We start from the raw sequence: 13,193 nt of genomic DNA, 5'->3' as shown, positions 1-13,193 counted from the left end.
TCTAAGACGCAATACAAATATGACACAGGATCAGGTTGTTGCGCAGTTACAGCTGATGGGAATTGAAATTTCCAAAAGCACTTATGCAAAACTTGAAACTAATCGGATGAATATCAAAGTCAGTGAACTGATTGCACTCAGCAAAATCTTTGACGCAGATATCGCTGAATTCTTTTTCGGATTACTATAATTCATTTATTCCAACCTGCAATTACAGCCGGAGCCTTCAATGAGAACATTGACGGTTCCGGCTGTTTCTTTACAGGCAATCCCTGTCTTGATTTCTTTTTCGCTCTTTTTTCTTTTGTTGTTCCATGCCTCGTTTCTTCTCCTCCATGCGTTCATGGAGACTTTTTTGCTTTGTCTGCTCCGGAACGTTGGCTTTGATCACCCAGTACTTCTTTTCCGGGATTCCCTTCTGATCCCATTCACTCTGAAGTTTCCGCACACCTTCCAGTTCAGTAACTGCAACTTTATAGGCTTTCTTTACTTCCAGTGCATTTTCATATCCCTGCATTTTAGGAATCTCGCTTAAAGTCTCCTGGGCTTTCTTCAGCTCCTGCCGTTTTCCGGCAATCTTCTGCTCCAGCTCTTTCTTCTCTTTCCCATGAAACCACTTTTTCTACACTTCTTTCAAATCTTTCTCCAGCCTGAGTTTTACTTTCTCAATGGCGTAAATCTTCTGTTCTGCTTTCTTCATCTTCTGCAAAATACGATCCAGTCTCATTACTTCCGCTTCCTGCAGAGCTGAAGATGTCTTTCTCCTTTCACCGACTCCGGCAGTGGCGCCGGTGTCGCATCAAATCTCAGATCATGGCGGATCAGCGGGTTTCCTCTTGCGTCAAATTCTCCGTACCCGAATCTCTTTCATAAACTGAATGAATGCTCTCAGTTTCCCGATGTCTTTCTGCAGGATGCTTCGGAACTGATCCGGTTTTCAGCCTGCTTTAATGATCGATCCTTGAGCCGGCACAGTGATCTCTTTTTTTCACCTGATGCAATTCTTCCTCATCCTTGAAAAATTCAACAAATTCTAGTCAAATTCCCGATTTACTACGCTTTAGAATACAACTCTCCATTCCTTGCCATTCCATAATTGTTCTCCTGCTAAATACAAAAACCTCCCAGGACAAATGTCCTGAGAGACCATGCACCGCCTTACGACGCTTTGAATTGTATAAATTGTATTTGATTAACACTTACTTAACGTTTGGATAAATTTGTGCAGCTATCCTAATTCGTACTTCCATTGTTCAAAAATGGTTTAAACCAAGGATTTGCGCCACTTACACCCGAATATACACCAAAGGAAACAATTGCTTTTCAATATCAATTGCATCTTATCTGTGTTTTACCCTAGATGTCCTAACGTTACAAAAAATTTGAAGTCTCTTTTCTTTTCATACAGTATGATTCAGAGAGTTTGCTATTTTTAGAACACTTGTCTATCACTTTGGGGATACGACGTATAAAGGTTCTTCAAGTGCTTTTGTTAATAAAACTACATTTACAAATTATGATGTAGCTCTTTTAACTCATTATTCTGTTCTTCCAGTTTCTCCTTTGTAATTGGATAGCCTAATTTAAATACGACTATTGCCAGACAGCAAAAGATAACCGGACTGCCTACGGTACAGAAAATTATCATATTATTGACCATTGACGTCTGTATCATAGTAGTTGAATCGAAATGAACTAATGCCAGCACATATCCCGGTATGGCTCCTCCTATCCCCATGGCACATTTGGTAATAAAACTTGATAAAGATGCTACCGCACCTTCTGCACGATATCCCAACTTCAATTCGATATAATCTGTATTATCAGCCTGTATTCCATATTGCAAAGGCATAGCCAATCCAGCTCCGAATCCAGCAACCACTGTAGCAATCATTAAAATTGGAATATTTGTCACATTAATAAATCGTACAATTGGAAATATTCCAAAACAGAACAAACCTACAATATATGCATTCTTTTTCCCAATTTTTTTGATTAAAAATGGCGCTATTATTGATGCTGGTACCATTGCTAGCATCTGAAGCATAGATGCCAGGCTCAACAGCATCAAATTGTTTAACACATATGTATAAAAAAATGTATTTGATGCATTTACTATATACGTTCCTGTAGTGTACAACAGCGCACATAAAAAAGTTGCCCATACAGGCCTCTGCCTTATAATATCAAAAAGATTTTTAAATTCATATTTTTCCTGTCCTGTTTTTACCCGTACTCGTTCCTTAAGCCCCAATGATCCAAGTAAAGAACATATTACAATAATGGCTGTTGCTACTATAATCACTGTGATATATCCCTCTGCTTTGGATGCATCGCCAATTAAAATCGGAGCTATTATATTAATTCCAAAAACTCCAAGCAATAATGTAATGCCCTTGATAGAACTCAGTGAATTTCTTTCGGCAGGGTCTTCTGTCATAACCGGCAGCATACTGTTTAATGAAATGTCCATAATTGGGAAAATAATGCCTATTAATAAATAAGAAATATATGCTATCGCTAATTTCCCTCCGGTAGCCATATATGGGCCCATCCAGAGCAAAAGAAAGTTCAATCCACATAACACGGCTCCCAACATTAATGTCGGCCTGAAACGCCCCATTTTAGATACTTTGCGATGATCAATAACAAATCCAACAATCGGATCATTTAAACCATCTAAAATACGTGCAATAAGAAACAGTGTCGCACAGGATGCCGGATTCAATCCCACAATATTCGTATAAAAAATCAACAGATATGAGCCTAATATTGCCTGTACAGGAACATTCCCTATATTAGTCAGTACATAACAGAGCTTTTCTCTCTTTGTCACTTTTTGATTCATTTCATTATCCTCCATTATTAAATTAACATCCTATTTATAACCTGATATCGTTTTTCATAGACCTGTTTTACTAGAGAACTTCTAAAGTCACTGTCAAATCCATGATAAGAGCCTGGTATGATATTCACTTCAACTGCTACTCCAGCAGCCTTCAGTTTATCGGCATAAGCAACTGCCTCATCCCGTAAAATATCAATTTCCTGTGGTTCGATATATGCCGGCGGAAGATTTTTTAAATCACTTTTTATCGGAACAACATACGCAATATTTTTTGTTCCCCGTTTCAGATATGTTTTCCACATTGTCTCATTTGCTTTTTCACTCCACACAGCATCCTTATAATTTTTTACCGAAGCATATTTTTCTGATTCATTATCACAGACTGGATACACCAGCATTTGACCACGCAGGTGATAGTTCTCCCTGTCCCTATTTAAAAGAGTAACGCTCTCTGCCAGACAACCGCCTGCACTGTCTCCGTAAACTAACACTCTTCCTTTATCAACTCCAAGCCTTTCGGCATTTTCAAAAACATATTTCAACATGTGATAACAGTCTTCAATGATAGTGTCACAGGAATCTTCCAATGAAATGCGATATTCTGGTAAAAACACCTTGATTCCCAGCCTTTCACAATAACTCACACTGCTATTCATCATAAATTTCTGGATAGGAAACATGAATCCACCGCCATGATAATAAATCATTGCCGGATATTTTTCTTTCTTCTCTTTCGGTGTAAAAGTAAAAAACTTAATTCCTTTTCCATCAAATGACGGATACTCGTCTTTCTCCAACTGTACTTTTTTAGTCTTATACCTTTCAGTCTGCTTTCTCATAAATCCAGCACATTTCAACATTGCTCCATTTTCAACAGCTTTATTCATATCAACATTTCCAAAGGTTATCGGTCTCTTAAGTTCTTTACTATAATTATATTTCTGTCTCAAAAACATACTCTCCACTACCTCTCTCCTCTTTCGTACCGTCCGGCAAGAAAATTGTCCCGGTTGCATTACACGGAATCCTAACTTTCATATTAAAATAATTTCTACCGTTTCTTTCTTCCATAGCCCACTCACAGGATGCCAATCCCTGTCTCGTCTTAAATGTCCGTTTTGCCGCTTTCAGTCGTCCATCCGGTTTTGGGGAAAAAATCAGATGCCTGTATCCTGCCGTATCTGTATCAATTCCTCCTATGTAACGGAACATCCAGTCATCCACACAGCCAAAGGAATAATGGTTAAAGCTTAGATTTCCCGGATTCCCTTCTGCATCATAGCCAAAACAGTTTTCCCATATTGTGGTCGCACCGGCTTTCACCTCCGACAGCCATGATGGTATTTTTTCCTGCCAGAGCATCTCATAAGCCAAATCCCTGCGTCCTATTTTACATAAGGCATCTAGTAAGAAGGGTGTTGTAAGAAAACCAGTGTCCATACAATTGTCATTTTCTGCAATAATATCCTCTAGATGTTTCTGAAAACTTTCCTTCATTTCATCCGGCACCAAATCAAAATAAATTGGCAGGACATATGCGCCCATCAGTTCTGCAGGCATACTGCCGTCTTTTTTTATTACACCTTCCTGAATTGCCCGTTTCATTTTATCGGCTATTTCCTGATATTTCTGATGATTTTTGCCATAAATTTCATCTTCCGGATTTTCGCTGGCAAGTATTTCTGAAATTTCAGCAAAAGTTCTAACAGAGTTCCACCCAAATATCGGCGCAGTATAGCAGGAACTCATTTGCATAATTTTTTTCAGATTCTTCATATCAATTCCATTTTTGTTCTGGCTTGGAATCAACCATTCTCCATAATGATATCCAGTATCCCAGAGGTACTCTTCAATATCATCCGGCAACCGGCTGCCTCTGGTTTTTTTACATTTCGCTTTTTTTATAATATAGTCGCACCATTGCTGCATACATCCATATTGTTTCCGTAAAATTTCCGTATTTCCTGTTATCTGATACATGGAATAAGGAACTGCCACAGCAGCATCCCCCCAGCCTGATGATGTGGCCTGCCCTTTCTCCCCATACATCAAATTCATCATTTTTCCTGTCACCGGATACTTTCCGCTATTTGGAACTACCATCGGAATAGCGCCATATTTATCCTGATCACAAGCCATATTTTCAAGCCATCTTGTAAAAAGATTCGTACAATCCTCAATCTGCATTGCCGTTTTAGAATAAACCAGCATGTCCCCGGTCCACCCGGCCTTTTCCCTCTGCGGACAGTCTGTCGGAATGGACAACATATTGGCCCATTGTGACCATTTTGTATTTTCATAAAGCTGATTTAAACGCGCATCCGATGTTTCAAAGGTTCCGGTTTCCTCTTTTCTAGATGACAATACCAATGCAGAGAAATCCTGTGCCTTAGCCTGAATACCCGTTACTTTCACATACCGGAAACCATGATAAGTAAAATGTGGAATGTATGTAGCCTTTTTTCCACTGCTGATATATACATCCTTCTGATCACAACCCTTACCAATTCCTCCCACCGACATAATGTTATTAATATAGTTTCCTTCCTTGTCTAGAACTTCACAGTGTTCCAATACAATTTTTGTTCCTTTTGGCACATCTGTTTTCATTTGGACAATCCCAGCTATATTTTGTCCAAAATCTAAAATTGTCTCCCCCTTCTGGGAATGCAATACTTCTTTTACAGGAAGGACTTCAATTACTTCCACAGGCTCTCCCAACTGCGGCCTGAGATTCCTGTACCCGTAATCCGCTATCCTGCAGGCTTTCCAATTTTTTTCATCAAATCCAGGGCTATTCCACCCTTCTATTTCCTTGTTTGCATCATAAAGCTCACCTGCAAATAAATCAGAACTTACGACCGGCCCATAAGAGGCTTTTGTCCCTGGATCAGAAATAAATGTCTGATTGGTACCGTCCCCATATTCTACTTCAAGCTGAAAAAGTACTGCATGGGCATGTTTCATCTTTTTTATATTAGGTAAGGTCTGTGCTCCCAAATACCAGCCATCCCCAACATACATACCAAGCACATTTTCCCCTTCCTGCAGACATGATGTCACATCATAGGTTTGATAGCACAAATACTTTTCATATACTGTGTGCTCCGGCGCAAAATGCTGCCCAGATACCTTTTTCCCATTGATACTAAGTTCATAAATCCCATGACAGGTAGCGTATACCCTTGCTTTGACTGGTTTTTTGTGAATTAAAAAAGATTTTCGAAACATAGTAGCTGGTTCTTGTTTTCCAAATCCCGATCTGGATCTTTTTCTATGTATCGAAGATTCCACCCACCGCGCCGTCCAATCATATGGATGAAGCAGTGCTGTCTCAAACCATGTCTCGGCTGAAGCTTCATTGCCGTAATTATCCCAGATTGTTATCTGAACTGAATACCTGCATCTGCTTTTCAGCATTTTGCCCTTATATGGGATAAAACTGTTTTTACTGCATTCTACTTTTCCCGTATCCCATACAACAGAATTACTACTTTTGACCACAAGAGAATAAACTGTCTGTACCGTATCTTGTCTATCGCTTTCTATTATCCATGAAAAATACGGACTATCTCCTATTCCACATGGCTCTGTCATGTTTAGAACTTTCAGTTCCTTTATCTTCATGATGTCGCGCCTCCTACACTTATATTTTGCTTCATTATATATCTGTTTTTTCCCTTGTATTTATTACTTATTGCTTATATACTGTATTTAATTGCTATATTAATTCTGAGCAAATATTAGTGTAATAGTCTACACATCCAACCAGAGGTATTATATGTTTGAACATATTCATTTTTTTAATTGGAAATCTAACTTTGATACAAAAGATGTTCTGACCCATAAAGGCTATCCTTTATTCAAAACAAAATATCCAAAACTGATATCCGAAATCAACGATTACCATATTGAAGGCAAATCAAGATATCTACTGTCCAGACCCTTATCACAAAATCAACAAGAATACTTATTATATATGCAATCCTTTAGCCTAATGGAAATGGAAGAACCTTATTATACTAAACGTCAGAATTATGCTTCACTTCTTATCCTGTTTACCTACGAGGGTGAGGGGACACTCATCTACCGTGAAAAAAGTTATACATTAAAAGCAGGCGATATTTTTATCATTGACTGTCGTACTGCTCACCACTATCGAACCAAAAATAAGTTCTGGAAACATTCAGATCTGCATATATGGGGAAATTATGCAGAATATATTTATCTGGAACTTTTTTCCCAAAGGAGCCCGGTTTTTCACTGCAAACAGGAAAACGTATTTCAAAGTCAACTGGAAAAAATTCTCCGTCTACAGACCTCCACACAAAAAAACTGGGCAATATTGACCTCTCATGAAATTGAAAATCTGCTTTTTCTCCTTGAGAGCTGGACTGCTCCATCCCAAGTACAAACAACAATTCCCGAAAACATAGTTTTACTTCGAACTTATCTGGAGCATCATTTTCAAACGTCCTTTTCCCTAGATGAAATGGCAAAGTTCTCAGGCATGAGCAAATATCATCTGTGTCGAGAATTTAAAAAATACATTGGTTTTTCTCCAAAAGAATATATTTTGGATTTACGCATATCACAAGCAAAGTTCCTTCTCCAATCAAGCAGTATTCCCTCCTGCCATATTGGTACAATTGTTGGCTTTTCCACCGAAGCCAATTTCATACGTCAGTTCAAGCAAAATACGGGAATGACTCCCGGACAGTACAGAAAGCAGTTTGACTTGTGATAAAAGTAGGATGAAGGATTACTTTATTTTTCTGACAAACGCAGTGGAATAATTATTTATTTTACAATTTGTCAAAGTTTTAATCGCGTTGAAACAGTTGCCAACAACATTGCCTGATTTTCTGCATGTCCGGACTTCTGTCCGTTGATAAAACCAAACGCAGGCCTTCTTTTATCGCTTTAAGGATTTTGTCCACATACATCTGATCACCATGTTTTCAAAAGCAACATAAGTTTCAATTATTTCACCATTTGCTGCAAAAGTCGATCCGTCTACTGCCTGATTGTTATAGATTTGCTGTCCACCATGATGATGGTGGCATCATCATCCAGATCCCGGACAATAACCGGCATGGTTTCTTTCTCGGTCAGCTCACTGTGCCCTGTGTCGCTTGTGCCAGGCTATCAGCTTATTGCTGCTCTCCAGATCCGGGTGGGCAATCGCCGAAACCAGAGCAATGTCAGTCCTCTCCAGCATAGTCTCGTCATTCTTGCCTTTGAAGGGGTGATTCTTGAAAGGATACAGCGCAAAAAGAGGGATTTCCTGCATCTTCTCCAGCTTGGCATCCTGGCTGCTTTCCTCACTAAGAAACGAATCATTGAATGAACCCACCTCTACTTTTTTCACTATAAACAATATTCCTGCTTGTAGTCCTATCTCCATACACACACTTGCCGTCTCATTACTCACTTCATTACATAAATCCCGCAACTCCGAAGTATTACTTCTGTCATATTTCTCTACAGCCTTTTCAAACCTCATGTAAGGTTCATCCAATCGTTCCTCATAACTCCTATCATCTTCATCCGCTCCTAGACCAAACAACCGATAATCCCATAGCCCCCGTATCGTAGCTCTTTCAAATATTTTATCGACGAACATTTTCTGAGCACTACTTTCTGTATAGCGAAATATTTCTATATTACAAATTTTCCAGGAGTAGTTCAGATATGCAGAAAATCAGACCAGACATGGATATCGGCCATAATATCCAGCGTCTAAGACGCAGGACAAATATGACACAGGATCAGGTTATTGCGCAGTTACAGCTGATGGGAATTGAAATTTCCAAAAGCACTTATGCAAAACTTGAAACTAATCGAATGAATATCAAAGTCAGCGAACTGATTGCACTCAGCAAAATCTTTGACGCGGATATTGCTGAATTCTTTTTCGGATTACTATAAATCATTTATGCCAACCTGCAATTACAGCCGGAGCCTTCAATGAATAACATTGACGGTTCCGGCTGTTTCTTTACAGGCAATCCCTGTCTTGATTTCTTTTCCGCTCTTTTTTCTTTTGTTGTTCCATGCCCCGTTTCTTCTCCTCCAGACGTTCATGTATACTTTTCTGCCTTGTCTGCTCCGGAACGTTGGCTTTGATCACCCAGTACTTCTTTTCCGGGATTCCCTTCTGATCCCATTCACTCTGAAGTTTCCGCACACCTTCCAGTTCAGTAACTGCAGCATTATAGGCTTTTTTTACTTCCAGTGCATTTTCATATCCCTGCATTTTGGGAATCTCGCTTAGGGTCTCCTGTGCTTTCTTCAGTTCCTGCCGTTTTCCGGCAATCTTCTGCTCCAGCTCTTTCTTCTCTTTCCCATGAAACCACTTTTTCTGCACTTCCTTCAGCTCTTTCTCCAGCCTGAGCTTTGCTTTCTCAATGGCATAAATCTTCTGTTCTGCTTTCTTCATCTTCTGCAAAATACGATCCAGTCTCATTACTTCCGCTTCCTGCAGAGCTGAAGATGGCCTTTCTCCTCTCGCCGACTCCGGTAGTGGTGCCGGTGTCACATCAAATTTCAGATCATGGCGGATCAGCGGGTTTCCTCTTGCGTCAAATTCTCCATTCCGGATCTCTTTCATAAACTGAATGAATCCTCTCAGTTTCCCGATGGCTTTCTGCAGGATGTTTCGGAACTGATCCGGTTTCCAGCCTGCCTTAATGATCGATTCTTGAGCCGGCACAGTGATTTCTTTTTTCTTCACATGGCGTAATTCATCCTCTGTCACGCCTTCCGTCACTGCCCGGTCCACCATATGATTCCATTCCTGCCGGAGATAATTATCAATTCGAATCTCCTCTGCCTTTGGATTGTTCTTTCCAATCTTTCTGGTCGGCAGATAAGGACTGTTCTTATCAAACACCTTCAACTTCTCTGCGGGATTTTTTACCAGTTCATTGATAAGATCCGTATAATAATATTTCATTTCTTCCGTGAACTTCTTGGACTTGAATTTCTGGTTTTTCGGTTTGAAAAGATTGGTTTCATAAACTTCTCCCTTCTTAACGATCCTGCATCCCGGCCGAATCTCTCCACGTTCATCCAGAATCTCTTTCTTCGTCCGGACGTGTTTTCCGTTTTCATCATAGAACAGATTCCTTTCAGCAATCTTTCTTTCCGGAACATCTAATTCTTGTCTTTCGGAAAAGATCAGATGAATATGAAGATTAGTTTTTGCCTTATTATGGTGCAGAGCGCTTGCCACCGCCACATCATATTTCTCCACAAACTTGGCGAAAAAATACTTCAGCAGCATATCCGGATCATATTGGATCAGGCTTGGCGGCAGCATGATGATCAGCTCTCTCGCCTCAATGCATTTGCCATCTGTACCGCTTTTTCTGAAATCCTTCTGATTTTCTTTTGAAAGGTAAGTCCAATATTTCGACTCCACATTTGTAAAGGTGGCATATAAATTTTCCTGTCGTTTCGGATCCGAGATATAACGCACCCTGCCTCTGACATTGGGCAGTTTGACCACCTGAAGAAAACTGTTTTTTCCATTTGTCATGTATCTCCTTTCCGGCGGTTGTACGTCAGATCATCCCTCTGTTTACATGCCGATCTGCCCCGCAGGGCCTTCCGGAGGATTCCCTTAAGGAATTGCAGGTTGCAGTTTCTTAAGGGAAGAGCTCGATGCAGTCGCGAAATACACAGAGTATAAATCGTCAGATTTGTGCGATGGGTGTATTTCGCTCTCAATCGCCGAGGGCTTAGTTTCTGGCGTATCCGCCTTTTTCTTTCTGCCCGTATCCGGGCCTTATTTCATTCCTGTGTTTTTAACTTTCAAAGTTTTTTTCTCCCTGTTCACACTTCCCTGTTCACAAACTTGTGAACAAACTTTTGTGAACAAGGCTCAAAACATTTTTAAAGTTAACTTTTACTCAAAAGGTAACTCCTCATTTTCATCCACTTTCATGAATCCATCTGGATCTTTTTTCGGCTGGATCCGCTTCCATGAACGCTGAGTTCCCAGTCCCCCGGAGAACCGGTGATTTCCATGTTTTTCCCATCCGGTGATCTCATTGTCCATCAGATCTCCGATCTCTTTGGACTGCCATTTCGGCACGATGCCTTCCTGATGAAACACTTCCTGGTAGATGATGGTAGAGCACACATAATCCTCTTCGTAGTTGTCCAGAAAAGCCTGGATCATTCCGGTCTGTGTATCCTCCGGCATAAAATCCTTTTGTAGGGATTTCACATAGTCTTCCATATCCGGGGAGAAGGTCAGCAGGATCTTCTCCGTCTTATAGATCACCATCGCCTCCGCCCATGCCTGGAGAATATACTCTCTGGATTCCTTCTCATTTTTATATACCGTCACTTCCGCTTTTTCCGAGCAGACTTTCACCGGACCGAACCGGCGGTTCCCGGTCCTGTCAAAAGGAAGGAATGCCAGGTCATTGGAAGTCCCGCAGAATACACACTGCCGGTACCGATCCTCCGCCCGCCTTTCATACGGGATCCGGTATGTGTCCTTCTGTCTGCTCAGAAAAGATTTGGTTTCCTCAATACTCTTGGCATTGGCCACTGCATTCATTTCCGACATTTCCACAATCCAGTGCCCCTGCAGATATTCATAAACCTTCTTGTCATCCAACCGTTTCATATCGTCCGTGAACCACTCATCCTTAATTGCCAGATACTTGAAAAAGGTAGATTTTCCCGTTCCCTGTCCGCCTACCAGGCAGAGCATGATATCATATTTTGTTCCCGGTTCGTATAGTCTGCTGATGGCTGCCATCATGTGCATCTTCATGATCTCCCCGGTATACTTCTGATCTTCAGCTCCGAAAAAATGTGTCAGCATATGGCTGATCCTGGGCGTCCCGTCCCAGGTAAGCCCTTCCAGAAAATCAATAATAGGATGAAAGCTGTTATTATTTGCCACAATGTCCACAGCTTTGATGATCACCCGGTCACTGGTCAGCCCGTAATTCTTTTCCAGATACAAGGACAGGTTGTTCATATCCGTATCTGTCATCTGAACACCTCTTCTCTTCCATGGCACTTTTTTCTTAATATCAATCTGACAGGTCATCTCATTTCTGCAGATGGCGCCTTTCAGGCAGGGATCATGGTCCAACACATGTTTGCAATTCTGGATAGACTGCCGGATCCGTCCTTTCTCCGTTACTTCCAGAGATCCGCGGATCTCTTCTGTACTCAGCATTTCATCCTCTACAATCTTTTCTAATTTCTTCCAGGACTCCTCGCTGATATCCATCCATTCGCTGCTCAATATCCGCCACCTCCTTCCTCTTGTCCATAAAGAATTGGGCAATCTCTTCTCCGCTTCCGGCCAGCAGGATATCCAGATAAGCATTGATCTTCCACTCATTACTCAATGCCTCCAGAAAATGTTCCTCCTCAAAAGGATCCTGTCGCGATGAGTAAAATTTCTTCCAGAATCTGATCCACGACAGATAGTCAGTCAAAACCTTTACCGCATGATTTTTCCAGTCCAGGATCTTGTTTTTTACGGAAAAATGATACCGACTTTGTACCATTGAGGACGCCCTGTTCCGGGGTTTCCCCGGTGCATGTTTCTTCTTTTCAGACCTGATCGGAAGTCCAAAATCTGTGATCAGCTTCTGTGCCGCCTCGAACTGGGATATGCCAAACAGTCTGGAAGTAAAATCTATGACGTCTCCTTTTGCTCCGCAGGCAAAACAATAGTAATTCTGGCCAATCTTCATACTGGGATGGTGATCATCATGGAAGGGGCAGCATGCCATCTTATTCCGGTTGATCTTGATCCCGTACTGTTCCGCAGCCTGCAGGGCTGTAACATACGCTTTAATTTCCTGAAATAAATTCATGTATAACCTCCTCTTTTGAAATTTTCAATTGTATCTCACAGAGGTATTTGCTATACTTTATTTGCTGGACAGAGTATAGCAATATCTCTGAAGATTGAGCCCTGGTTTTTATGCCTGGGCTTTTTCTTTTCTTACATCCCGGAAATATCCGGTTTCTTCCCACACCTTACGATCCGGACAGTAGTAACTGAACTCGTTAGAATTTCCCACTTTCATCGCCACTCCGAATTTAAAAATCCCCTGCTGAATGGCAAGGCGGATATAGTGCGGGTCTTTTCCGATCGCCTGAGCGATTTCTTTAATCGGAACATTTCTTCCCGTAAACGGCGGAAGATCGATATATACTTTCTTTTCCATCATTTCACCTCCTTTGTTTTTCTGTACGATTAGGATCAAATGGCGGCATATGTTTCAGGAACACCTGATCCGATTCGTAGTACTGAGGTCGCCCATTTTTGATATAATCGATCACCGCCCAGCCTACAGCA

At 41.0% G+C, this 13,193-nt stretch carries 11 protein-coding genes and 1 pseudogene; 3 read left to right on the top strand and 9 right to left on the bottom strand.

All coding sequences use genetic code 11. The annotated features are described in order from the left end of the window. Positions 1-190, top strand: a 190-nt coding sequence (locus DWZ38_RS19230; RefSeq protein ID WP_147343038.1) for a helix-turn-helix transcriptional regulator, incomplete at its 5' end; no start/stop codon positions are given. 69 nt (positions 191-259) lie between these two features. On the opposite strand, the gene DWZ38_RS19225 is transcribed toward DWZ38_RS19230, so the two are convergent. From DWZ38_RS19225 to DWZ38_RS19210, 4 genes are all read right to left on the bottom strand, one after another. After that, positions 260-517, bottom strand: coding sequence for a hypothetical protein (locus DWZ38_RS19225; RefSeq protein ID WP_243000393.1), 258 nt, complete (start codon positions 515-517; stop codon positions 260-262). Positions 518-1,507: 990 nt separating this feature from the next. Continuing rightward, entirely contained in the window at positions 1,508-2,848 is a 1,341-nt protein-coding gene (locus DWZ38_RS19220; protein WP_117854784.1) for an MFS transporter, read from the bottom strand. A gap of 17 nt (positions 2,849-2,865) precedes the next feature. Next, a complete protein-coding gene (locus DWZ38_RS19215; protein WP_178105384.1) occupies positions 2,866-3,798 on the bottom strand; it encodes an alpha/beta hydrolase in 933 nt (310 codons plus the stop codon). Beyond that, positions 3,782-6,475 (bottom strand): alpha-L-rhamnosidase, encoded by a 2,694-nt coding sequence (locus tag DWZ38_RS19210; RefSeq protein WP_117854687.1) that lies wholly within the window; start codon positions 6,473-6,475, stop codon positions 3,782-3,784. Before DWZ38_RS19210 ends, DWZ38_RS19215 begins: the two co-directional genes overlap by 17 nt. A 154-nt stretch (positions 6,476-6,629) precedes the next feature. Here DWZ38_RS19210 and DWZ38_RS19205 point away from each other — a divergent pair, with 154 nt between their 5' ends. Then, on the top strand, positions 6,630-7,592 hold the full coding sequence (locus DWZ38_RS19205) for an AraC family transcriptional regulator (protein WP_117854685.1): 963 nt from the start codon (positions 6,630-6,632) through the stop codon (positions 7,590-7,592). A gap of 296 nt (positions 7,593-7,888) precedes the next feature. On the opposite strand, the pseudogene DWZ38_RS19200 reads toward DWZ38_RS19205, so the two are convergent. Beyond that, positions 7,889-8,255: pseudogene (locus tag DWZ38_RS19200) on the bottom strand (hypothetical protein); the annotation flags it as partial. Positions 8,256-8,542: 287 nt separating this feature from the next. Here DWZ38_RS19200 and DWZ38_RS19195 point away from each other — a divergent pair. After that, positions 8,543-8,779, top strand: a complete 237-nt coding sequence (locus tag DWZ38_RS19195; RefSeq protein WP_117854682.1) for a helix-turn-helix transcriptional regulator — start codon at positions 8,543-8,545, stop codon at positions 8,777-8,779. 70 nt (positions 8,780-8,849) lie between these two features. Here DWZ38_RS19195 and DWZ38_RS19190 read toward each other — a convergent pair whose 3' ends face one another. From DWZ38_RS19190 to DWZ38_RS19175, 4 genes are all read right to left on the bottom strand, one after another. Further along, positions 8,850-10,391 (bottom strand): MobA/MobL family protein, encoded by a 1,542-nt coding sequence (locus DWZ38_RS19190; protein WP_117854679.1) that lies wholly within the window; start codon positions 10,389-10,391, stop codon positions 8,850-8,852. A gap of 369 nt (positions 10,392-10,760) precedes the next feature. Then, the gene (locus DWZ38_RS19185; protein ID WP_117854781.1) at positions 10,761-12,056 is read right to left on the bottom strand and encodes a virulence-associated E family protein; all 1,296 of its coding nucleotides are present in this window, start codon (positions 12,054-12,056) and stop codon (positions 10,761-10,763) included. 1 nt (position 12,057) lies between these two features. After that, positions 12,058-12,705, bottom strand: a complete 648-nt coding sequence (locus tag DWZ38_RS19180) for a CHC2 zinc finger domain-containing protein (RefSeq protein ID WP_117854676.1) — start codon at positions 12,703-12,705, stop codon at positions 12,058-12,060. Positions 12,706-12,813: 108 nt separating this feature from the next. Next, entirely contained in the window at positions 12,814-13,065 is a 252-nt protein-coding gene (locus tag DWZ38_RS19175) for a hypothetical protein (protein WP_117854674.1), read from the bottom strand. Positions 13,066-13,193: the final 128 nt, after the last annotated feature.

This window comes from Ruminococcus sp. AF31-8BH, from assembly GCF_003460605.1.
Lineage (GTDB): Bacteria > Bacillota > Clostridia > Lachnospirales > Lachnospiraceae > Blautia_A > Blautia_A acetigignens.
The sequence above is the reverse complement of the archived record's forward strand: the minus strand, read 5'-3'. Positions and strand labels throughout refer to the sequence as shown.

Bases quoted from the DNA above. Each gene is read 5' to 3' on its own strand.
- DWZ38_RS19205 (WP_117854685.1), top strand. From the start codon at position 6,630: ATGTTTGAACATATTCATTTTTTTAATTGGAAATCTAACTTTGATACA.
- DWZ38_RS19185 (WP_117854781.1), bottom strand. From the start codon at position 12,056: ATGCTGAGTACAGAAGAGATCCGCGGATCTCTGGAAGTAACGGAGAAA.
- DWZ38_RS19195 (WP_117854682.1), top strand. From the start codon at position 8,543: ATGCAGAAAATCAGACCAGACATGGATATCGGCCATAATATCCAGCGT.
- DWZ38_RS19220 (WP_117854784.1), bottom strand. From the start codon at position 2,848: ATGAATCAAAAAGTGACAAAGAGAGAAAAGCTCTGTTATGTACTGACT.
- DWZ38_RS19190 (WP_117854679.1), bottom strand. From the start codon at position 10,391: ATGACAAATGGAAAAAACAGTTTTCTTCAGGTGGTCAAACTGCCCAAT.
- DWZ38_RS19180 (WP_117854676.1), bottom strand. From the start codon at position 12,705: ATGAATTTATTTCAGGAAATTAAAGCGTATGTTACAGCCCTGCAGGCT.
- DWZ38_RS19175 (WP_117854674.1), bottom strand. From the start codon at position 13,065: ATGATGGAAAAGAAAGTATATATCGATCTTCCGCCGTTTACGGGAAGA.
- DWZ38_RS19210 (WP_117854687.1), bottom strand. From the start codon at position 6,475: ATGAAGATAAAGGAACTGAAAGTTCTAAACATGACAGAGCCATGTGGA.
- DWZ38_RS19225 (WP_243000393.1), bottom strand. From the start codon at position 517: ATGCAGGGATATGAAAATGCACTGGAAGTAAAGAAAGCCTATAAAGTT.